We start from the raw sequence: 22,072 nt of genomic DNA, 5'->3' as shown, positions 1-22,072 counted from the left end.
CCATGAAGATTCGCCTCACCACGCTGACCGGTTGTCTCATGGTTGGCGGTGCTTCCGCGGCGATCGCCTTGGCCCCGCTTGCCTCGGCCGAGCCCAGCGCCCCCAGCGAGCCGCGCCTGCTGCCCCAGTGCGAGGTGACCGGCGGCAGTTCGGTCGAGGGTGGGCAGACCACTGAGTGCGCGTCCGAGGGCAACGTTCAGATCGACTCGACGCCGCCTCAGCCCGGATACGGGATGTTCCCCTGGGATGACGACTTTTTTGTCCTCTGACCAGCGCTGACGGCGCCGTTCGGACGTAGACTTGCTCCATCGATCGGAGCTCGTCGTGAACAACATCTCGCGGTGTCTGGCGGCGTTGCTGGCGGTGCCATGTTTGGCGATCCTCACGGCCCCGGCGGGCTCGGCCGCACCGAAATGCACCAACACGACACCGACCACCACGCTGTGCCAGACCAACGGCAGCACTGCGATCGTGACCTCGCCGCCCGCCCTGAACAACTACGGCCCCTGGTACGGGCCGGTATTCGGGTTCGCCGGCATCGGTATCGGCTGGTAACGGCGTCGTCCAGCCCCCGCCGCTGATTATCGCGGGAGGTTTCGGGTACCCTAACTTTTCTATTCGCATACCCGGATAGAAGGTAGGCCGTTGCTAGAGGACACCAAGACGCGCACCATCCCGAGCTGGTCGCTGCTCGGACCGGCATTCGTCGCCGCGATCGCCTACGTCGATCCGGGCAACGTCGCCGCCAATGTCAGCGCGGGTGCGCAGTTCGGCTACCTGCTGGTCTGGGTGATCGTCGTGGCCAACGCGATGGCCGGGCTGGTGCAGTACCTCTCGGCCAAGTTGGGCCTGGTCACCGGTCGTTCCCTGCCCGAGGTGGTCGCCGACAACAGCCGCACCCCGTCCCGGATCGCCTACTGGATACAGGCCGAATTGGTAGCTGTGGCAACCGATCTCGCTGAGGTGGTCGGCGGGGCGATCGCGCTGCACCTGTTGTTCGACCTGCCGCTGCTCCTCGGCGGAATCATCACCGGGGTGGTGTCGCTGCTATTGCTGAGTGTGCAGAACCGACGGGGCCAACGGGTCTTCGAGCGGGTCATCACCGGACTGCTGATGATCATCGCCATCGGATTTCTCACCAGCCTGTTCGTCGAGGCACCCCCAGCGGCCGAGGTCGCCGCCGGTCTGGTTCCCCGCTTCCAGGGCGCCGAAAGCCTGCTGCTGGCCACCGCGATGCTCGGTGCCACGGTGATGCCACACGCGGTCTACCTGCACTCCGGCCTGGCCCGCGATCGGCACGGCCACCTCCAACCGGGCGCTGTGCGGCGACGCCTGCTGCGGATAACCCGCTACGACGTCGGGCTGGCGATGCTGCTGGCCGGCGCGGTGAACCTGGCCATGCTGCTGGTCGCGGCCACCAACCTGCAGGGACGCGACGACACCGACTCCATCGAGGGTGCCCACGCCGCCGTCCGCGACACCCTGGGCCCGACGGTGGCACTGCTGTTCGCGATCGGACTGCTGGCCTCGGGCCTGGCGTCCACCTCCGTCGGTGCGTACGCGGGCGCGATGATCATGCAGGGATTGCTGCGTCGCTCCTACCCGCTACTGCTGCGCCGGCTGGTCACCCTGATCCCCGCCCTGGTGGTCTTGGCCATCGGCGTGGACCCCAGCCGGGCCCTGGTCCTCTCGCAGGTCGTGCTCTCCTTCGGCATACCGATGGCCCTCATCCCGCTGGTCCGGTTGACCAGTCGCGCGACTCTGATGGGCGAGGACGTCAACCACCGCCTGACGACGGCGCTGGGCTGGGGTGTTGCCGGATTGATTAGTGTGCTCAACGTGGTGCTGATCTATCTGACCGTGAAGGGCTGAATGCTTCACCCGTACTTCGCCTACGGCTCGAATCTGTGCGTGACACAGATGGCCCGGCGCTGTCCGGGTGCGGTCGATCCCACCCCGGCCCGCCTGGACGGCCACAGCTGGCTGATCAACCAGCGCGGCGTGGCCACCATCGAACCGCTCGGCACTGCACAGGTGCACGGTGTCCTGTGGCAGGTCACTGACCACGACCTGGCCGCGCTTGACGCCGCCGAAGGGGTGCCGGTGCGCTACCGCCGGGACCGGCTGACCGTGCACACTGGCGGCGGAGCGGAACCGGCGTGGGTCTACATCGATCATCGCGTCGAACCCGGACCGCCGCGGCCGGGATATCTGGAACGCATCCTGGCCGGCGCGGCGCACCACGAGCTCCCCGACCCCTGGGTGGAATTCCTGCGCCGCTGGGCGGGCTAGTCGCTGGTCACGGCAGAAGCCAATTCGCCTATCACATCAGCAATTTCATTGCGCCTGCGCCAGGCGCGACGCTGCCGGATCGCTCCGTTGCCTTCGGCCACGACGCGGGCGAACTCGCCGCGCACCATCTCGTAGTCGTCCAGCGCCACCAGGGCGGGCCGCACGGTTTCGACGAATCGACCGAGCAGATCCCGCACCGGGACCGTCGACTGATCTCCCAGCAGGTCGATGCCGTCACCGTCCAGGCCATCGTGGGCGGCCTTCCAATGCGCTGCGCGGATCTGGCTGTCCGCCAGGCACGGAACTGATTCGCCTTCGTCGTAGAGGCGCAACGCCGTCATCGCCCCGGCACGGATCAACGTGGCGAGCAACACCGTCTCGGCCACCGTCGCAGGCACATCGGACACCCGCACCTCCACGGTCGGGAAGTTCGCCGACGGCCGGACGTCCCAATAGATCATGCCGTCATCCAACGCAGCTCCGGCCCGCTCCAGCATGGCGACCACAGCGTCATATTGCGCGACCGAATCGAAATGCGGCGGAGGTCCCGAACTCGGCCACCGCGACCACAGCACGCTGCGGAAGCTGGCATAGCCGCTGTCGGTGTTCCGATAGATCGCCGAGTTGGCGGTCAGCGCCAACAGCACATGCAGCCACGGTCGCAGCCAGTTGCTGACGTGAATCGCGGCGTCCCGGTCCGGCACCGCGACATGGACGTGACAGCCACAGATGCCCTGTTCGTGAGCGATCATGCCGAACCGGTGGGCGATCCTTCGGTAGCGCGCAGTCGGTGTCACCGGGAACTTGTGCGGCACGGTCGGCGGCAGTGCGACGGCCAGCAGTTGCGCACCGTTGACCGCAGCGGCCTCCGCGGCAGTCCGGCGCAACCTGCTCAGCTCAGAACGCAGGGCACTGCTGGTGGCCATCACATCCGTGGTGGTCTCGACCTGGCAGCTGGTCAGCTCCAGTTGCAGGTCGACCCCGTGCTCGGCGGCACTCGCGGCGACCTGCTTGTTCCGGGCGATCGGTTCGCCGCTCTGGGAGTCGATGAGCAGGAACTCTTCCTCAACGCCCACCGTCGGGTGACTTGTCACGGCTCAGAATTGCCCGCCACAGACTCTCCCAAACGTGCAGCTGCCGTGCTTAAGATCGGCTGATGCCCAACGATTTCCGCTTTGGCGTCAGCCTGCGCGTCGCCGAGTCCCAGTCGCAGATCGCCGACGAGGCCCGGCGCGCCGAAGACCTCGGCTTCGACGTACTCAACGTGCCCGACCATCTCGGCGCCGCCGCCCCGTTCCCAGCCCTGACCGCGATCGCGGCGGCGACCAGCACGCTGCGCGTCGGAACGTTCGTGCTCAATGCCGGGTTCTACAAGCCGGCGCTGCTGGCGCGCGACGCCACCGCGCTACGGGATCTGTCCGGTGGCCGGTTCGAACTCGGCCTCGGCGCCGGATACGTGCGCGAGGAGTTCGAGGCCGCCGAGCTGCCGTTCCCCACCGCACGCGAGCGCATCGATCATCTGCGCCACACCACCGAGTACCTGAAAGAACACGCATCCGATATACCGATCCTCATCGCGGGCAACGGCGACCGGTTGTTGACGGTGGCCGCCGAGACCGCCGACATCATCGGCCTCACCGGGGGTGATCAGGTCGGTGGGGATCCCTTGGCCGAACGAATCTCCTTTGTGCGCAACGCCGCCGGTGACCGCTTCGATCAGCTGGAGCTCAACATCGCGATCACCGCCATGCCCGCACCCGGCAGCGAGATGCCCATCCTGAATGTCCCCCGTCATTTCCTGCCGGGGCTCAGCGACGAAGAACTTCTCCGCCACCCCGGGGTGCTGTCCGGTTCGGTCAGCGCCATGGCCGACCACATTCGCGGTCTGCGCGAGAAGTACGGGATCACCTACGTCATCGTGCAGATCGCCCACGCCGAGGCGTTCGGGAAGGTGATCGCCGAACTCCGGTAGAAGTTCCTCCCATCCACGCCCGGACCGGCAACGAATGCCGGGAGTGGAGAACATTCATCCTCGCGGACGTGCCGTCGCGGTGATCGGCAGCGGCGTCGCCGGCCTCACGGCCGCGTATGTCCTGTCTACACGTGACCGCGTCACCCTGCTGGAAGCCGATGCCCGCTTCGGCGGGCATGCCCACACCCAGCACGTCGTCGAAGACGGCCGCACCGTCGCGCTCGATACGGCTTTCCTGGTGCACAACGACCGCACGTATCCCACCCTGTGCCGGTTGTTCGACGAACTCGGGATCCGTACGCAGGACACCGACATGTCGATGTCCGTACGCGACGACGGCACCGGGCTGGAGTATGCCGGGGCGCGCGGCCTGGGCGGATTGTTCCCCAACTGGTCGAACGTGGGCCGGCCGCGCTATCTGCTGATGCTGGGCGAGATCACCCGATTTCACCGGCTGGCAACGCAATTGCTGCGCCAGACGGCGACCGGAGACGAGGTAACCGTCGAGGAGTTCGTGCACCGGCACGGGTTCTCCCGGTACTTCACGGACCGTTTCATGACCCCGTTGGTCGCCGCGGTGTGGTCATGCCCGCCCGGTGAGGCACTCCGCTACCCGGCGCGGTACCTGTTCGTCTTCCTGCAGCACCATGGGATGTTGTCGGTGTTCGGTTCCCCGACGTGGCGCACGGTGGTCGGTGGGTCGGTCAACTACGTCGATGCCGTTGTGGCCCGGCTGCCCGAGGCGATCACCGGCGCGCGCGTGCGATCCGTACGGCGAAGCGCCGAGGGCGTACTGGTCACCGTCGACGGGCAGCCGCCGCGGCGGTTCGATGCCGTGGTCATCGCCACTCATCCGAGCCAGGCGCTGCTGATGCTCGACCGCCCCAGCGAGCACGAACGGTGCATCCTCGGCTCCATCCCCTACAGCCTCAACCAGGCTCAACTGCACACCGACGAGTCGATACTGCCCCGCCTGCCGAGAGCCCGCGCTTCGTGGAACTACCTGATCGACCCCGAAGACCACGCCGTCACCGTCAGCTACGACATCACCAGACTGATGAGGCTGGGTGGCTCCCGGCGGTATCTTGTGACCCTGGGCGGCACTCATCGGGTGGACCCGTCGAAGGTCATCGCCGAGATGGTCTATGAGCATCCGGCCTACACCACCGAATCCGTGGCCGCACAACAACTCCTGCCTGAGCTCAACGACGACCGCGTCGTCTTCGCCGGGGCGTACCACGGCTGGGGTTTCCATGAGGACGGCGCCGCGTCGGGACTGCGGGCCGCGGAGCGACTGGGCGCCCGGTGGGCCGGCGGCACGGTTGCGGAGCCGCTGGCATGCTGACTCCCGCGCTGTACCGCACCAGGATCACCCACACTCGGCGCGCTCCCGTGCACCATCGCTTCAGCTACCGCGGATACAGCTGGTACGTCGATCTCGACCGGATACCGCGATTACCACGATGGCTGCGCCCCTTCGCCCGATTCGAGGTCGACGACCATTTCGCTGGTGAACCGAAAGACACACTGCGCCAACGGGTGGACGCATTCCTCGTGTCACGCGACGTGGACCTCGACGGCGGCAGGGTGACCGCGCTACTCCAGGCGCGCGTGCTCGGATACGTGTTCAACCCGCTGAGCCTGTACTGGTGCCACGACGCTGCAGGTGCACTGCGTTGCGTGGTCGCCGAAGTCCACAACACCTACGGCGGGCGGCATGCCTACCTGCTCCCGGCCGGGCAACCCGCACGCGTGTCCAAGCGCATGTACGTCTCACCGTTCAACGCCGTCGAGGGCCACTACCGGATCCTGGCTCCCGAACCCGCGGAGCGACTCGATGTGACGATTTCGCTGCACCGCAAAGGACATCCGGCCTTTGTCGCCACGCTTCGGGGCGACCGCAGGCCTACGACCACGTGGGAGATCCTGCGCCTGCAACTGACCGCACCGGTGGCACCCCTGGCCGGAGCCCTCGCCATCCGTGTCGAAGGGATCAAGTTGTGGCTGCGCCGGGTGCCGGTGGTTCCCCGCCCCACCGACGAGGTCGTCGAGAGCGTTACCCAGAACCGAGGAAGGTCGCTGTGAACACGCGGACCGGAGCGTTCCCCGCCATCGACCAGACCCGCTGGCCGGACGTGGCACATCCACCGCGCGGGCCGGTCGCCGCGGTCTCCGGCGCGGTGGCCGATCAACTGCTGCGACGCGCCGCCGCGACATTGCCGGTCCGGCTGGTGTTTCCCGACGGGACCGTGATCGGCGCGGCCGATCCGACCCTGCCCACCATGGTCATCGAGCATCCGGAGGCCCTGGCCCGCCGGATCGGCCGTCACGGCCTGATCGGGTTCGGCGAGTCGTACATGGCCGGTGAGTGGCACTCGACCGATCTGGTCGGATTGCTCACGGAGTTCGGCAGGTCCATGGGTGACCTGGTTCCGGCTGCGCTGCAACGGTTCCGGAGTGTGACGCTGCCCCGCCCTCCGCGCTCCGCCCACAACAACCCTGCGCAGTCCCGGCGCAACATCGCAGCCCACTACGATCTGTCGAACGAGTTGTTCTCGGAGTTTCTCGACGAGACGATGACGTACTCCAGCGCACTGTTCGCGCAACTGCCGGGGACGACCGCCGGCCTGGCCGAGGCCCAGCACCGCAAGATCGATCGACTGCTCGACACCGCGGGCGTCGGACCAGGCAGCCGAGTACTGGAGATCGGCACCGGCTGGGGAGAACTCTGCATCCGTGCCGCCGAGCGCGGCGCCCAGGTGCGCTCGGTCACCCTGTCGGCCGAGCAACAACTGCTGGCCCGCCAGCGGGTGGCGGCGGCGGGCCTGTCGGACCGGGTCGCTATCGAACTGCTCGACTACCGCGACATCGAGGGCTGCTACGACGCGGTGGTATCGGTCGAGATGATCGAGGCCGTCGGATATCAGTTCTGGCCCACCTATTTTCGGGCACTGGACCGGCTCGTCACCCCCGGAGGGCGCGTGGCGATCCAGGCGATCACCATGCCGCACGATCGCATGCTGGCCTCACGCGGCACGCACACCTGGATCCAGAAGTACATCTTCCCGGGCGGGCTGCTGCCGTCGACCGAAGCGATCATCGGCCTCACCGAACGGCACACCCGGCTGCGCACCGTCGACATGATGTCACTGCGGCCGCACTACGCCGAGACCCTGCGACTGTGGCGGGAACGTTTCGTCGCACACCGTGACGCGGTGACGGCACTCGGTTTCGACGAGGTCTTCGCCCGCATGTGGGAGCTGTACCTGGCGTACTCCGAAGCGGGTTTCGCCTCGGGCTATCTCGACGTATACCAGTGGACATTCGCCCCGACAGGAGGACACCGGTGAATCTGCTCATCGTCACCGCGGTATCGCTCGCCGCCCTCGCCGTCGTACACGGGGCGACGTTCGTGATCGGCCGGAACCTCGGGCGGTACAACGTCGTCGACGTGGCCTGGGGCATCGGGTTCATCGTGGTCGCCGCCGTCAGCGCCGTGCTCGGCGCCGGTGACCTCTTCCGGCGCATCCTGCTGTTGGTGCTGATCACGCTCTGGGCAGGCCGACTGTCCTGGCACATGGTGCTCAAGTCGGCGGGCAAGGGGGAAGACCCGCGCTATCAGGAGCTGCTGGGTGGCGACTATTCGGCCGGTCACGTGCTGCGCAAGGTGTTCGTGATCCAGGGGGCGGCAACGTGGTTCGTTTCGCTGCCGGTGCAGCTGTCCTCGACCTTGGGGCCCACCCCGGCCGCCCTACGACCGGTCCTGATTGCGGGCGTCTTGATCTGGGCCGTCGGACTGACGTTCGAGGCGGTCGGCGACCATCAGCTGCGCCGGTTCAAATCCGATCCGGCCCACCGAGGCGTGATCATGGACCGCGGATTGTGGGCGTGGACCCGCCATCCGAACTATTTCGGCGACAGCTGCGTGTGGTGGGGACTGTGGATGGCGACCATCTGCGAGTGGTTGTCGCTCACGACGGTGCTCTCCCCCATGCTGATGACGTACTTCCTGGTGTACGCGACCGGCGCGCGACTGGCCGAGAAGCATATGGCAGGCCGGCCAGGCTTTGACGAATACCGCTCGCGCACTTCGTTTTTCGTACCGTCTCCACCTAGATCTGGATAAGCATGACGGCGCAGCCCCCGGTGGCTAGGCTGCTGTGGGTGACCGCCGAACTCGACGCGCTGCTACGGCGGGTGGCCCGACACGACGTCGACGCCTTCGCCGAGCTGTACGACCATACGCGATCGAGGGTGTTCGGCCTGGTCACGCGGGTCCTGCGGGACCCGGGGTACAGCGAGGAAACCACCCAGGAGGTCTACCTCCAGGTGTGGCGCTCCGCCGACAGCTACGACCCGACAGCCGGCTCCGCCATCGCGTGGCTGATGACGCTCGCACACCGGCGCGCGGTGGACCGGGTGCGCGCCGAACAAGCCGCCAGCCGGCGTGAGTCCCGCTACGGCACGACCAACCTGGAGCCGCCCGCCGATCATGTCGCCGACGCGGTGATCACCCAGGACGAGCAGCGGCGGGTCGCCGAATGCCTGTCCGCGCTGACCGATGCCCAACGTGAGTGCATCCATCTCGCCTATTACGACGGCCTGACCTATAGCCAGGTCTCGCAGCGGCTGGCGGCCAACCTCGCGACCATCAAATCCCGGATGCGCGATGCCCTCCGCGGCCTGCGCAATTGTCTGGGGGCCGCATGACCGAGCCCTTTGACTCCGAACTGCTCGAGTTGGCGACCCCGTATGCGCTGCACGCGGTGTCCGACAGCGAGCGCACCGACATCGAACAGCGCCTGGCTGCTGCTCCTCCCGAGGTCGCAGCCCAGTTCACGACAGAGGTGCGGGAGGTGCGGGAAACCATGGCCCGACTGGCGGGGTCCACCGCCCTGGAACCACCGCCGCATGTGCGCGAGCAGGTGCTCGCGGGGGTCTCGGTGCGTGAGCTGCGTCGACGACCTGCGGCGCGCTGGCGCAACACAGCCCTGGCGGCCGCGGCGGCCGTCGTCATCGCCCTGGCCGGCGTCGGTATCGGTATCGCGCTGCGCCCGGGCCCCCAGCCGACCACCGCCGAGCAGATCTTCGCCGCCCCCGACGTCCGGACCGTCTCCGGGGACATCCCCACCGGCGGCACCGCCACCGTGGTGTTCTCCCGCGAGCGCAACGCCGGCGTGCTGGTGATGAACGGTGTCACGCCTCCACAATCGGGCACGGTCTATCAGATGTGGCTGTTGCGCGAGGGTGCGGCAACCTCGGCCGGCACCATGGACTCCGCTGCTGTCGCGCCGTCGACCACTGCGGTGCTGCCAGACCTTGGCGATGCATCGGCCTTGGCCTTCACCGTCGAGCCGGGCACGGGCTCGACCTCACCGACCACGCCGATCTTCGCCGAGCTGCCATTGCGCTGACACGCATGAGGCGGGCGGGCGCCGGGTATCACTGACCTCACCGCACGAGTTCGGGAAAAGGAAGTGGTGAACGAAATGTCACAAGCCACCGACGACCTCAGCAGGGCGCCCACCCCTGACCAGGCCGAGGACAACGCGTTCTTCCCGTCGCCCTACTCGCTGAGCCAATACACGTCGGCCAAGACCGATTTCGCCGGCGTGGAACATGCGGGTGCCTACGCCGAGGGCCGGTGGAAGATACTCATGATCGCCGCCGAAGAGCGATATGTGTTGTGCCAGAACGGGAAGATGTTCTCCACCGGCAATCATCCGGTGGAGATGCTGCTGCCGCTGCACCACCTGATGGAGACCGGATTCGACGTCGACGTCGCGACCGTCACCGGGTATCCGGCCAAGCTGGAACTGTGGGCGATGCCCCGCGATGACGAGGCCGTGGCATCGACCTATGAGGCCCTCAGACCCAAGCTCAAACAGCCCCTCACGTTGTCCGAAGTCGCCGCGGATCTGCACCCGTCCTCCAACTATCTCGCGGTCTTCGTTCCCGGCGGGCACGGCGCCGTCGTCGGACTGCCGGGCAGCGAGGCGGTAGGTCGGACACTGAACTGGGCTCTGGACCACGGCCGGTTCATCATCACCCTGTGCCACGGCCCGGCGGCCCTGCTGGCCGCCGGCCTCGGCAATGCACGGTCACCGTTCGCCGGATACTCGGTGTGCGTGTTCCCCGACTCGCTCGACGAGGGCCCCAACATCGAGATCGGCTATCTTCCGGGGCGCCTGCAGTGGCTCGTCGCCGACCTGCTGGCCAAGCAGGGACTCACCATCGTCAACGACGACATGGCCGGCACTGTGCACCAGGACCGCCGCCTGCTCACCGGCGACAGCCCGCTGGCCTCCGATGCGCTGGGCAAACTGGCCGTCAACTGCCTGCTCGATGCGCTCGGGCGGGAGGCCTGAGCGCATCGGACGGCTCGATCACGGGAGCCGCCGCTTCAGGCGCGCGCTCCTGAGAATCTGCATCGCCATGTTGGTGGAGGTGAGCATCGGGAAGACGCCGAGAAATGTTCGCTCCGACGGGGTACGTCCGTGTAGCTGTTCGAGGCTGCCGAAGACGTAGAAGCATCCGATGCAGAACAGCGTGGCCGGCACCGCGAGCGCCAGGATGCTGCCACGGTCGGCGAGGACCTGTCGCGCGAGTGCCAGTTCGTCGTCCGAGAGCGCCTCGCGTTTACGCACCTTGCGCAAGGTGGCCGACAGGGTGCCGATGGCGAGCTTCGAGGTGACGTGGGTGTGGCCCCTCATCCGCCTGGTGAAGACGAAGGCCACGACGGCGAACACCCAGATCAGCGCAAAGGAAATGATCGACAGGATGCCGTACAGAGTCGACGTCGTCATGTCAGGCCTCCGCCCGCTGCCGTTGTGGCACTGGTTTCCTCTGCTGTAGCGGTCGCTGCCGGATGAAGGTCGGCCACCAGAACCACGGACCCAGGAAACGCAGCAGACACGGCACCACGAACGAACGCACGATCAGCGTGTCCAGCAGGAGGCCGATACACACCGTCGAGCCCACCTGACCGATGGTGCGCAGATCGCTGATCAGCATCGCCAGCATGGTGAACGCGAACACCAGGCCCGCCGAGGTCACCACACCGCCGGTGCTGCCCAGGGCGCGGATCAGGCCGGTGTTCAGCCCCGCGCCCGACTCCTCCTTGACCCGGGAGATCAGCAGCAGGTTGTAGTCCGAGCCGACCGCGACCAGGATGATGAAGGTCAACGGCAACACCAGCCAGTGCAGGTGCAGGCCGATCAGGTGCTGCCACACCAGGATTGACAGTCCGAACGCACCTGCGTACGAGAACGCCACCGTGCCGGGAATGACCATGGCCGCGACCAGGCTACGGGTCAGATACAGCATGATCAGGAAGATCAGCACGAACGCCGCGATCGCCACGATGAGCAGGTCTGACGCGGCATAGGCCTTGATGTCCTTGTTGTTCGACCCCGCCCCGCCGATGTAGATCTTGGAGCCCGCCAGCGAGGTCTCTTTGAGCGCCGCCTTGATCGCGTCGGGGAACTGTTCGACATGGTCGATCCCTTCCGGCCCCATGGCATTTCCCTCGTGGGTGACGATGAACCGCGCGGCCTTGCCGTCCGGCGACATCATCAGTTGCATCCCGGTCTTGACGTCCTCGTTGTCGAACGCCTCTCGGGGGATGTAGAAGAAGTCGTCGCTGCGGGATGTGTCGAAGTCATTGCCCACGTTGATCAGGTCGTAGTAGGTCTGATCGGTCTGGGTGGACTGCAGATGCGCCGGACCATAGTTGTTGGTGATGACACCCAGAAGCGACCGGCTGTCGGCCATCATCCGCTCCAGCTGCGAGATCATCTGCGGCAACAGCCGGTCGATGGCCTCGAAGGACGTGACGGCGTCAGCGATCTGGGCGTCGAGGCTGTCGATCCCGTCGAGCGAGTCGAACAGCGAGCGCATCGCCCAGCACGCCGGGATGTCGAAACAGTGCGGCTCCCAATAGAAGTAGCTCTTCAAGGGCCGCAGGAAGTCGTCGAGGTTGGAGATCCCGGCGTTCATGTCGTCGGTGACCTGTTTCAGGTTCTCCAACGTGAGCACCGTGGAATGCAGTTCGTCGGCCATCTGCTGGGTCAGTCCGATCACCTTCTGCAGCACCTCGACTGAACGCGCCTGGATCTCGGCCTGTTTGTCGGTGTTCTCGTTCTGCCGCTCGGTGAACGGCAGCTGCTGGCCGCTGCCACTGCCCTGGGTGGTGAACAGGTAGGGAATCGTGGCGTGCTCCAGCGGCCGGCCCAATGGTCGGGTGATGCTCTGCACCATGGCGACACCGGGAAGCCGGATCAGGCTCTTGGCGACCCGGTCCAAGGAGATGAAGTCGGCCGAGTTGCGCATGTCGTGATCGCTTTCGACCATCAGCATCTCGCTGAACAGCTTGCTCTGCGAGAAGTGCCGATCGGAGGCCTCGAAGCCGAGATTGGCTGCGCCATCGGCAGGTTGGTAGGCACGATCGTCGTAGCTGACCTTGAAGGTGGGCACGAAAACCGCACCGATCATCACGACGGCGGTGCTTGCGACGAAGACGGGTTTGGGCCAGCGCACGACGCTCGTCGCGATCCGCCGGTACAGATGTCCCTTGGTCATGCGCTTCGGGTCGAACAGGCCGAAGAGGCTGCCCAAAGTGAGCAGAGCCGGCGCGAGCGTCAGTGCCGCGGCGATGGTGAACAGCATGCTGATGGCGACCGCAGGCCCCATCGTGTGGAAGTAGTCCAGCCGGGCCAGGCTCAGGCAGTAACACGCCCCGGCGATCGTCAGCCCCGAGCCGATGATGATGGGGGCGACGCTGCGATAGGCAGTGTAGAACGCGTCTTCGCGACTCTCGCCGTCCTGGCGGGCTTCCTGATAGCGCCCCATCAGGAAGATGCCGTAGTCGGTTCCCGCGCCCAATGTCAGTGCCACCACGATGTTCACCGCGAACGACGACAACGGGATGACACCGAAGTGCCCGAGCGTCGCGATGACGCCTTTGGCGACAAGCATTTCGATCAGCACGCTCACGAGCGGCACCAGCACGTTGGCCAACGATCGGTAGACCACCAGGAGCATGATCACGATCAGGATGATCGTGAGGATGGTGATGTTGTTGAGGCTGGAGTTCGCGATGGTCAGCGTGTCCGACGCCAGCGGCGCGGCGCCGCTCACGTAGACCTTGAGCCCCGGCGGTGGGGTGTCGTCGGCGATGACGTCCCGAACCGCGTTCACCGACTCGTTCGCCTGGAGCTGGCCGATGTTTCCGGCCAACCGCAACAGCACGAAAGTCGCCTTGCCGTCCACACTTTGGGCTCCGGCCGCGGTGATCGGTTTGCCCCACAGGTCCATCACGTACTGCACGTGCTCCGGGTCCTGTTTGAGCCGGTTCATCAGGTCGTCGTAGTAGCGGTGATCGCCGTCGTCGAGCGGGCGGTCGGCCTCGAACACCAACATGGTGAGGCTCGTGGAGGTGGACTCCTGGAACTTCTCCCCGATCCGCAGCATCGCGACCTGCGACGGCGCGTAGCTCGGGATCATCGAGCCCGCCAACTGTTCGGCGACGTGCTCGACCTGCGGGATGAAGGTGTTGGTGGTGACGGCGAGCAGTGCCCAGAACACGATGATCGGCACGGCCAGGACGCGCACGGTCTGCGCGACAAGGGGCCGGTGCGCCCGATGCGTGCTCACGCGGACTTCACCCGGCAGGTGACGTCGGCTTCGGCATGGGTGGACGTTTGTTCGTCGCGCACAACACCGTTGACCGACATTCGGCACCCGACCTCGCCACCTTTGACCTGCACGGAGATGCTGCCGGAAACCACGGTGAGGGTCGTCGTCTCGGTGTGCGTCCAAGGCAGCTCGGTGACGTCGACCTTGTGCGGGTGCCCGTCGATGTCGACGTAGCTCAGCATCCCGCCGTCACCGACGGAGCCGAACACCTCGTAGGTGAGCTGCTTGGGGGTGAACTGCTCGGGCGCCTGCGCGGCGAGGACGGTGGGCACAGGTCCGGGTTCCGACATCTGGTGCACCTTCCAGACGCCCAACGCACCTACGCCCACTGCGATGACCGTGACGACCGGAAGCCATCCGTTCTGCAAGAGCGTTCGGTTTCGTGTTCTGCGACCGCCCGCGGGCTGCTCCCCGATCATGACCGACAGATATATCGCACACAGGATGCACTTCTCAAGCCGTTCACCAACGACCGTCGCGCATTCACAGCAGATTGGCAGCTTGGCGACAACACAGAGATGCCCGCCGTACCACGCGCTGTTCTGCACAAATCTGCCGATGACCGCCGCGGTCCAGCGTCCGCGCCACCAGCAGCCAGCCGCACCGCTTTCCGCCACTTACTTCCTATAACTGATATAAATGAGCGGTGAGCAGCGCACCCTTCGGCAGCAACGTGGAAGCCGTCTCGTCGATGCTCGTGGCGAGCGCCGACCTCATGTGGCGGCATCTCGCCGATCGCAAGGGCTTGAGCGCGAGCGCGACGCTCGTCCTCGTCCGACTCAACCGCGAGGGGCCGATGCGGGTCACCGCGCTCGCGGAGGCCGAGGGGGCGAGCCAGTCGGGTATGACGCAACTGGTCCAGCGCCTGGAACAGCAAGGCCTGGTGGAGCGGTGCAGCGACCCCGACGACGGACGGGCCTGCCTGGTCAAGGTGAGCGACGGCGGCCGGCACCTGTGGGAAGAGCGGGCCGTTCTGCGCAAGCAACGCATCGCCGAATTGTTGGCGGGCTTGTCGGATGACGACCAGATGGCGCTGTGGCTCGCCGCCCAGGTCGCAGGACGATTGGTCGACCAGATGCGCGAGGTCGCCGACACCCGCGCAGGCACCGATGCGTAGCGTGGCCCGAGGAACGCTCATGCGTCGACGATCACACGCCGCCCGGGCGCCACGAACCCCGGAAAACCCGTAGTCCTGGTCCGGACCGGTGTTACGTCGACACCATTGCCCCGAGGAGGCGGACGCCATGCCCATGGAAGGCTCAGCAACCGTACGCATGTCCGCGCCGGCGGACCGCATCTGGAATCTCATCGCCGACGTGCGCAACACCGGAAAGTTCTCGCCGGAGGTGATGGAAGCCGAATGGCTCGGCGGCGCCACCGGTCCCGCCCTCGGCGCCCGGTTCCGCGGACACGTCAAACGGAACGAGATCGGGCCCACCTACTGGACGACGTGCAAGGTGACGGCCTGCGATCCCGGGCGGGAGTTCGGCTTCGCGGTTCTGGTGGGCGACCGAGCGGCGAACAACTGGCACTACCGGCTGGAGCCGGCCGGCACCGAGACCGATGTCACCGAATCCTTCCGGATGCCGCCGGGAGCCTTCACCACCGTGTTCTCGATGTTCGGCGGGCAGCTCCGCCGGCGCCGCAACATCCGCGACATGCGCAAGACTCTCGAAAGAATCAAGGACGTCGTGGAGACCGGCGAGCAATAGCCGGATATACCGCCTTCCTGTGAATCCCTGTGCGACAGCTATGCGTTGATGAGAATTCCGGCGTGGTGCCGACGCCTGCGGTGGGAATAAATAAAATTTAGTTGCGCTTAGCAGTTGTGGTAGGCATTAGGTACCGGGCCGAACTGCTGAGCACCGGGACATCTGAATCCGCGCGGTCGGGAGCGGCGCGATCACGGCCACACCGGCCGTAGCTGAGGAGGACGGCATGACAATTCTCGGGCCCCGACCGGTCCGCGAGAATGTCGTGGAGCTCGCCGAGCCGTTGCCGAGGCGGCGAAGATTCGTACCCAGCACACGCCGTGGCAAGGCAACCGTTGCCGCCGCAATGGTCGGTGTGCTCGTGGTTGGCCTGCTCGGCACGGCGTATGGAACCTCACCCGGCGGTGCCCTGTGGGGCGTCACGCGGACGGTGTTTCCTGGACACGCCGAAGACGTCGCCCTGACCGCTGTCGTAGACGACCTGAAGAAGGCACAGGATATTCTCGGCAGCGGGCAGCAGCCGACCGCCGATCAGCTGACCGACGCCCGCACCGCGCTCAATCAAGCCAAGCAGGACCTTGACTACCTGTCGCCGTCACCTGAGCGAACCAGTCTGCAGAACCTCTATCTTCAACTGACACAACAACTTCTGCAGTACACACCCGATTCGGTACTGCGACTCGCGCCATTGCCCGCCCCGTCTCCGGAGCCCTCGGTGGCCGCCCCGGCCACCGTCCCGACCGACCCGCAGCAGGACGTTGTGGCACTGACCAGCGCGAACGCGCCGACCTGGGGATATGGCGCGTCCGACGACTACGTCCCGGCACCGGCAGGCGTTCCCGATTCCCCGATGGCCGATTGGCCGCAGCCCATAGATCCGCCGTCGACGCCCAACCTCACGAACCTGGGCTACTACGACCAGTCCTGGGGTCAGCTCTACGGCTACAACCCCGGCGGTTGGTACAACTACGACCTCAGTGGCTACAACCAGTACGGGTACGACTTCATCGGCTTCGACCGGTGGGGATATGACCGTTGGGGTTATGACCGGTGGGGATACGACCGCTGGGGCTACAACTGGGCCGGCTACAACTGGGCGGGCTACGACCGCCACGGCTGGGACCGCGGTGGCCGCAACGAATGGGGCCAGCACCGCGACCGCCCAGGCGACCCGCGTGACCAGCGATGGTACGACCATCACCATCCGTACCAGCAGTACTACGGGTGGAAGTTCCGGATCTACAACCCGGTGTATCGCCGTGCGCAGTGGGACCGGGCCCACGGATTCAACCCGCACCTTTACCAGAACTGGAACCGGAACCGAGACTGGCACCATCCGCGGAACCGCGATTGGGCCCCACCGGCTGTCAGGGTCAACACAACAGTCAACATCCGCGTCTCGTCGCCGGTGGTGAACCTCAATGCCTCACTGACACAGTTCATCTCCAACGACAAGGCGACCCGTACCTCCGGGCACCTGATGAAGGACCTCGCAGACAAGTCCGCACGTAACTTCGCCAGGGACCTCACCCCGCGGACCAATTCCTTCGTCGGGTGGCAGCTGCCGTCGGGACTCGGACAGCGACCCGATACGCCCAAGGAAAGCCACCGGCCGTCGTCTGAACCACCGGAATCAGCCGCACCACCGGCCTTGGCAGCACCCGCACCGGCGGCGCCGCCGTCGAAGGTGTCACCCACATTCACTGCGCCCAAGCTGTCGCCGGTGCCCGCCTACACGCCGCCGACGATCGACAAACCGCGCGAAAAGCCGGAAACCGCACCGGCACCGGAAAAGGACCTGGAACTTTCCCCGGAGCGACCGGCAACACCGCCGCGGGCCGACCGGCCGAATCCGGCCGAGGCCACGTCGCCGGGTGACCAAGCGGAACCGGCGAGCCCACCCGACCCTGCACTCGATCGTCCGCGTGAGATCCCGGGGCCGCGCCAGACCGCTCCCGATCCGCAGGCGCCGGCATCGGAGGCACCGGCCGCGCCTCCGGAGGCACCGAGAAAGCAGGAGCCTCCGCAGCAACGCAATACGCCGGAAGAACCACCGGCGCAGCGTGATCCGGCTCCTAAGGTCCAGGTTCCCGAGCCCGAGGCGCCGGCCCCCGAGACCCAGGCTCCTGTTCGCGAGGCACCGGTGTGGCAGGAACCCGCGCCCGCGCCCGAGCGCGAGGCGCCCAAGGAGGCTCCGGCCCCCAGGTATCAGGCTCCCGAGCGCCAGGCCCCCGTCTGGCAGGAACCCGCTCAGCAGGCACCTCGGCAAGAGGCGCCTGCCCGGCAACGACCTGCGCGGGAGGCACCCGCTCGACAGGAACCGCCGGCCCGCGAGGCTCCTTCCCCGCGGCAGGCTCCTCAGCAACGTTCGGAGCAACCGCGATCGGAGCCCTCGTCACCGAAGGGTCCGAAGTGCCCGCCGCCGATGTGTTCGGGGCGCGGGTAACCGACAAGCTGTTGACGACCTAGAAAGGGGCGAGCAGAAATTCGTCGACGAACCTGCCGAACGTGTCGTCGACGAAGGCCGGGTCAGGCGCGGTGAAGTACTCGATGATGAAGCCCTGGAAGGCTGCCAGCGCGATGCGCGAACGGGTCTCGGCGACATGGGCGGGCATCCCGAGCGCGAGAAGACGGGCCTTGGAGTTGCGCGTCAACAGCGACAAGGTGTCCCAGGTGTATTCGCGGTAGGGGCTGTCGACGCCACACGCTGCACCGAAGATCTGCAGCACCACCCGCAAGCTGTCGCGACGCTCACCGCGCGTGCACTCATACCAGTCTTCGAAACACCATTCGCGGTGCGCCGCAATCGACTCCGGCAGATCCAGATCCTCGGTCTCTGGTATCGCCGCACGCTGCTGACGGTTCAGCACTTCGAGCATGAGTTGCTCTTTGGTGCCGAAGTAGTACACCAGCATCCGAGCGCTGGTCTCCATCTGGGAGGCGAGCTCACGCAGCGAAGTGTCGACGACCCCGGTGCGCGCCAAAATGGCACCCGCAGTGGCCAATAGCGCTTCGCGTTTGTCGCGGTCGAAAGGTCGCGGCACACTTGACTGTAACACTTGCTTCAGATACTGATGATGCGATGCGTGCGAACACGAGGGCAGGGGACGCTCGGTGAGCCTGGTCGAGGACGTCGCCTCGGCACCCGGAAACGGGCTCTCCGAAACGACGGCAGCACCAAGCCGTCGGCCGTTGCCGGTGACCCGATGGGTCGCCATCATCGCGGGGCTGGTGGGCTTCGTGGCCAGCGCGCTGATCCCGGTATTGCCGGTCGTGCAGACGACCGCGTCGCTGCAGTGGCCACAGAACGGACACCTCGGCAATGTGACCGCGCCGCTGATCGCGCTGGCCCCGGAGTCGTTGGAAGCGTCGGTGCCCTGCAGCGTGTTTCGCGAGATGCCCGCCTCCGGCGGGGTGGCGTTGAGCACGGCGCCGGCGGCCGGCAAGCAGGCGATGCTCAACGGACTCTTCGTCACGGCCGGCACCCAACGGGTCGATGTGATCGCCCGCAATGTGGTGGTCCTCAGCGTGCCGCGCAGCCGGATGAGCGACCCACAGTGTCAGCAGCTGACGCTGTCCTCCTCGACGGCAGGTACCTTCGCCGCAGTCGAAGGACTGAACGATCCGGCTACCGGCGGGCCGCTGCGCGGCGGTTTCGGTGATCCGAACCTGCGGCCCCAGATCGTCGGGGTGTTCACCGACCTGAGCGGTCCTGTTCCGGCCGGACTGTCCTTCGCCGCGACCATCGATACCCGGTACACCAGCACCCCGTCGCCGCTGAAAACTGCTGCGATGGTCGCCGGCATCCTCGGCACGATTGTCGCGCTGTTGGCGTTGTGGCGACTCGACCGCCTCGACGGTCGGCGTGCGCAGCGTCTCATTCCGACCCGTTGGCGCACCTTCACCGCAGTGGACGCCACCGTCATCGTGGTATCGGTGGTCTGGTTTGTCGCCGGTGCCGGATCCTCCGATGACGGTTACCAATTCGGCATGGCCAACACCTCCAGTCATTCCGGCTACATGGCCAACTACTTCCGTTGGTACGGGAGCCCCGAAGATCCCTTCGGCTGGTACTACGAGCTGATCGCGGCGATGACCCACGTCAGTCATGCCAGTCTCTGGTTACGTCTGCCGGACTTGGTCTGCGCGCTGGTGTGTTGGCTGCTGCTCTCCCGGGAAGTTCTGCCCCGGCTCGGACGGGCGGTGGTGCGAAACCGCGCCGCGGTGTGGACGGCGGCGCTGGTGTTCATCGCAGCGTGGATGCCGTTCAACAACGGGTTGCGGCCCGAAGGTCAGATCGCCACCGGCGCGCTCATCACCTATGTCCTTGTCGAGCGCGCCATTGCGACACGCCGCGCCGCACCGGTCGGGCTGGCGATCGTGGTGGCCGCGTTCACCCTCGGCATTCAGCCCACCGGGATCATCGCGGTGGCGGTGCTGCTGGCCGGTGGGCGCCCGATCGTGCGGATCATCGTCACTCGCGCGAAATCGGTGGGGATCTGGCCGGTGCTGGCGCCCCTGGCCGCAGCCGGGTTTGTGGTGCTCACGGTGATCTTCGCCGATCAAACCCTGGCAGCGGTACGCGAAGCCACCGCGGTGCGCACCGCGATCGGGCCCGCGCAGCCCTGGTACACCGAGAACCTGCGCTACTTCTACCTGTTCCTGCCGACCACCGACGCTGCCTTGTCCCGCCGCTTCGGGATCCTGATCACCATCGCGTGCCTGTTCGCCTCCATGCTGCTGTTGTTGCGCCGCAAGCGAATACCCGGAATCGCCGTCGGGCCGGTGTGGCGATTGATGGGGGTCATCTTCGCCACCGTCTTCCTGCTGACGTTCGCCCCGACCAAGTGGATCCACCATTTCGGGCTGTTCGCCGCCGCCGGCGCGGCGATGGCCGCAGTCGCCACCGTGCTCTTCGGTCCGACGGTGCTGCGGTCACGACGCAATCAGGCGGCGTTCGTGTCGATCGTGCTGTTGATTCTGGCCCTGTGTTTCGCTTCCACCAACGGGTTCTGGTACGTCTCCAGCTACGGGGTGCCGTTCAACGACAGCAGTCCGCACTGGGGCCCGGTCACCGCGAGCGCGGTGTTCCTCTGGCTGTCACTCGCGGCCGCGGGCTATGCCGGCTGGCTACACCTCGTCCCACCGCGACGACCTCCGGCGCGCCTGACCCGGGCGCTGACCGCAGCACCGGTGCCCGTGGCGGCCGGGCTGATGGTGCTGGTGTGCACCGGGTCGATGCTGGCCGGTGCGGTCAAGCAGTACCCGAGCTACTCCAACGGCTGGGCCAACCTACGGGAGCTGACCGGCGGATGCGGACTGGCCGACGATGTTCTCGTCGAACCCGACGCCAACGCCGGGTTCTTGGCACCGCTGCCCGGACCCGACGGCCCGCTGGGCCCATTGGGCGGCGCTGATCCGATCGGTTTCAACCCGAACGGATTGCCCGAACACACACTGGCAGAGGCTGTTTGGCAGAGCCAGGCGAAATCCGGAACCGATTACGACTGGGATGCGCCCACCGCACTGGACCAGCCCGGGGTCAATGGTTCCAGCGTCGTGTTGCCCTACGGTCTTGATCCCTCCCGTGTTCCGGTGGCCGGAAGCTTCACCGCCGGCCCGCAACAGGTCAGCACGCTGACCTCTGAGTGGTATCGGCTTCCGGCCGCCGACGACGCCCACCCGCTCGTGGTGATCACCGCGGCCGGCACCATCACCGGCGACAGCGTCCTCTCCGGGCACACCGCTGCCCAAACCGTCGCCCTGGAATACGGCACACTCGGCCCCGGAGGCACACCAGAACCAGGCGGACGGCTCGTCCCCTACGACATCGGCCCGCAACCGGCCTGGCGAAATCTGCGGTTCCCACGCGCCGCCATCCCCGCCGACGCCTCCTACGTCCGGATTGTCGCCGACGACCGCTCACTGGATCCGGGTGATTGGGTCGCCGTCACCCCGCCGCGGGTGCCTGAGCTCCGGTCGCTGCAGGAGTACCTCGGCTCCACGCAGCCGGTGCTGCTGGATTGGGCTGTGGGACTGGTATTTCCATGCCAGCAGCCCATGTTGCACGCGAACGGCGTCATGCAGATCCCCAACTATCGAATCTCACCGGACTACCCCGCCAAGATCGAAATGCCGGACACCTGGCAGTCCGGCGACAACGGCGGCCCGTTGGGTATCACCGACCTGATGCTGCGGGCTCATGCCATGCCCACGTACCTGTCCCGGGACTGGGGCCGCGACTGGGGTTCGTTGCGCCGCTTCACCCCCGTCGTCGATGCGCCCGAAGCTCACCTGCAGCTCGGGACCGCCGTTCGAAGCGGTCTCTGGAGCCCCGGCCCGATCCGCATCGGACCGTGAGTGCTCGCTGACGTGGCCATTTCGATCTGGTGCGAGGACC

Annotated in this window: 20 protein-coding genes and 1 pseudogene; 16 read left to right on the top strand and 5 right to left on the bottom strand. The window is 66.5% G+C overall.

What is annotated here, in order from left to right; all coding sequences use genetic code 11:
- Positions 1-2 precede the first annotated feature (2 nt).
- From AB0876_RS03120 to AB0876_RS03105, 4 genes and pseudogenes are all read left to right on the top strand, one after another.
- A complete protein-coding gene (locus AB0876_RS03120) occupies positions 3-269 on the top strand; it encodes a hypothetical protein (protein WP_003881781.1) in 267 nt (88 codons plus the stop codon).
- A gap of 55 nt (positions 270-324) precedes the next feature.
- Positions 325-555, top strand: coding sequence for a hypothetical protein (locus AB0876_RS03115; protein WP_526041175.1), 231 nt, complete (start codon positions 325-327; stop codon positions 553-555).
- Positions 556-645: 90 nt separating this feature from the next.
- Positions 646-1,872, top strand: coding sequence for an Nramp family divalent metal transporter (locus AB0876_RS03110; RefSeq protein ID WP_491837526.1), 1,227 nt, complete (start codon positions 646-648; stop codon positions 1,870-1,872).
- A pseudogene (locus tag AB0876_RS03105) lies at positions 1,873-2,283 on the top strand (gamma-glutamylcyclotransferase family protein); the annotation flags it as partial.
- 5 nt (positions 2,284-2,288) lie between these two features.
- Here AB0876_RS03105 and AB0876_RS03100 read toward each other — a convergent pair.
- A complete protein-coding gene (locus AB0876_RS03100) occupies positions 2,289-3,386 on the bottom strand; it encodes a carboxylate-amine ligase (protein WP_526041174.1) in 1,098 nt (365 codons plus the stop codon).
- A gap of 62 nt (positions 3,387-3,448) precedes the next feature.
- Here AB0876_RS03100 and AB0876_RS03095 point away from each other — a divergent pair, with 62 nt between their 5' ends.
- From AB0876_RS03095 to hchA, 8 genes are all read left to right on the top strand, one after another.
- A complete protein-coding gene (locus AB0876_RS03095) occupies positions 3,449-4,264 on the top strand; it encodes an LLM class F420-dependent oxidoreductase (protein WP_526041173.1) in 816 nt (271 codons plus the stop codon).
- 34 nt (positions 4,265-4,298) lie between these two features.
- On the top strand, positions 4,299-5,609 hold the full coding sequence (locus AB0876_RS03090) for an NAD(P)/FAD-dependent oxidoreductase (RefSeq protein ID WP_491837523.1): 1,311 nt from the start codon (positions 4,299-4,301) through the stop codon (positions 5,607-5,609).
- Entirely contained in the window at positions 5,603-6,349 is a 747-nt protein-coding gene (locus AB0876_RS03085; RefSeq protein ID WP_526041172.1) for a DUF1365 domain-containing protein, read from the top strand. The genes AB0876_RS03090 and AB0876_RS03085 overlap by 7 nt, the downstream gene beginning before the upstream one ends.
- Entirely contained in the window at positions 6,346-7,614 is a 1,269-nt protein-coding gene (locus AB0876_RS03080; RefSeq protein WP_526041171.1) for an SAM-dependent methyltransferase, read from the top strand. The genes AB0876_RS03085 and AB0876_RS03080 overlap by 4 nt, the downstream gene beginning before the upstream one ends.
- Positions 7,615-7,622: 8 nt before the next feature.
- A complete protein-coding gene (locus tag AB0876_RS03075) occupies positions 7,623-8,390 on the top strand; it encodes a DUF1295 domain-containing protein (protein WP_491837568.1) in 768 nt (255 codons plus the stop codon).
- Positions 8,391-8,392: 2 nt separating this feature from the next.
- Positions 8,393-8,974 (top strand): RNA polymerase sigma factor, encoded by a 582-nt coding sequence (locus tag AB0876_RS03070; RefSeq protein ID WP_526041170.1) that lies wholly within the window; start codon positions 8,393-8,395, stop codon positions 8,972-8,974.
- Positions 8,971-9,678 carry an anti-sigma factor gene (locus AB0876_RS03065; protein ID WP_526041169.1) on the top strand — a complete coding sequence of 236 codons (708 nt, stop codon included), beginning with the start codon at positions 8,971-8,973 and terminating at the stop codon, positions 9,676-9,678. The genes AB0876_RS03070 and AB0876_RS03065 overlap by 4 nt, the downstream gene beginning before the upstream one ends.
- Positions 9,679-9,753: 75 nt before the next feature.
- Positions 9,754-10,632, top strand: coding sequence for a glyoxalase III HchA (gene hchA / locus AB0876_RS03060; protein ID WP_526041168.1), 879 nt, complete (start codon positions 9,754-9,756; stop codon positions 10,630-10,632).
- Between the two features lie 18 nt (positions 10,633-10,650).
- Here the strand turns inward: hchA and AB0876_RS03055 are convergent, their stop codons facing one another.
- The 3 genes from AB0876_RS03055 to AB0876_RS03045 are packed head-to-tail and all read right to left on the bottom strand — an operon-like array spanning position 10,651 to position 14,379.
- Positions 10,651-11,070 (bottom strand): hypothetical protein, encoded by a 420-nt coding sequence (locus AB0876_RS03055; protein WP_491837517.1) that lies wholly within the window; start codon positions 11,068-11,070, stop codon positions 10,651-10,653.
- A 1-nt stretch (position 11,071) separates the two neighbouring features.
- Complete coding sequence (locus AB0876_RS03050; protein ID WP_491837567.1) at positions 11,072-13,936, bottom strand: MMPL/RND family transporter; 2,865 nt, start codon at positions 13,934-13,936, stop codon at positions 11,072-11,074.
- Complete coding sequence (locus tag AB0876_RS03045) at positions 13,915-14,379, bottom strand: MmpS family transport accessory protein (RefSeq protein ID WP_526041167.1); 465 nt, start codon at positions 14,377-14,379, stop codon at positions 13,915-13,917. Before AB0876_RS03045 ends, AB0876_RS03050 begins: the two co-directional genes overlap by 22 nt.
- Positions 14,380-14,606: 227 nt before the next feature.
- Here AB0876_RS03045 and AB0876_RS03040 point away from each other — a divergent pair, with 227 nt between their 5' ends.
- From AB0876_RS03040 to AB0876_RS03030, 3 genes are all read left to right on the top strand, one after another.
- Positions 14,607-15,077: a MarR family transcriptional regulator gene (locus AB0876_RS03040; RefSeq protein WP_491837515.1), complete on the top strand. Its 471-nt coding sequence runs from the start codon at positions 14,607-14,609 to the stop codon at positions 15,075-15,077.
- Between the two features lie 133 nt (positions 15,078-15,210).
- A complete protein-coding gene (locus AB0876_RS03035; protein WP_491837566.1) occupies positions 15,211-15,672 on the top strand; it encodes an SRPBCC family protein in 462 nt (153 codons plus the stop codon).
- 226 nt (positions 15,673-15,898) lie between these two features.
- Positions 15,899-18,118, top strand: coding sequence for a hypothetical protein (locus tag AB0876_RS03030; RefSeq protein WP_526041166.1), 2,220 nt, complete (start codon positions 15,899-15,901; stop codon positions 18,116-18,118).
- A gap of 19 nt (positions 18,119-18,137) precedes the next feature.
- Here the strand turns inward: AB0876_RS03030 and AB0876_RS03025 are convergent, their stop codons facing one another.
- On the bottom strand, positions 18,138-18,716 hold the full coding sequence (locus tag AB0876_RS03025) for a TetR/AcrR family transcriptional regulator (protein WP_526041165.1): 579 nt from the start codon (positions 18,714-18,716) through the stop codon (positions 18,138-18,140).
- A gap of 70 nt (positions 18,717-18,786) precedes the next feature.
- Between AB0876_RS03025 and AB0876_RS03020 the strand changes: the two genes are divergently transcribed.
- Positions 18,787-22,032 (top strand): arabinosyltransferase domain-containing protein, encoded by a 3,246-nt coding sequence (locus AB0876_RS03020; protein WP_526041164.1) that lies wholly within the window; start codon positions 18,787-18,789, stop codon positions 22,030-22,032.
- Positions 22,033-22,072: the final 40 nt, after the last annotated feature.

The organism is Mycobacterium sp. NPDC049093 (genome assembly GCF_040704635.1).
Classification (GTDB): domain Bacteria; phylum Actinomycetota; class Actinomycetes; order Mycobacteriales; family Mycobacteriaceae; genus Mycobacterium.
The sequence above is the reverse complement of the archived record's forward strand: the minus strand, read 5'-3'. Positions and strand labels throughout refer to the sequence as shown.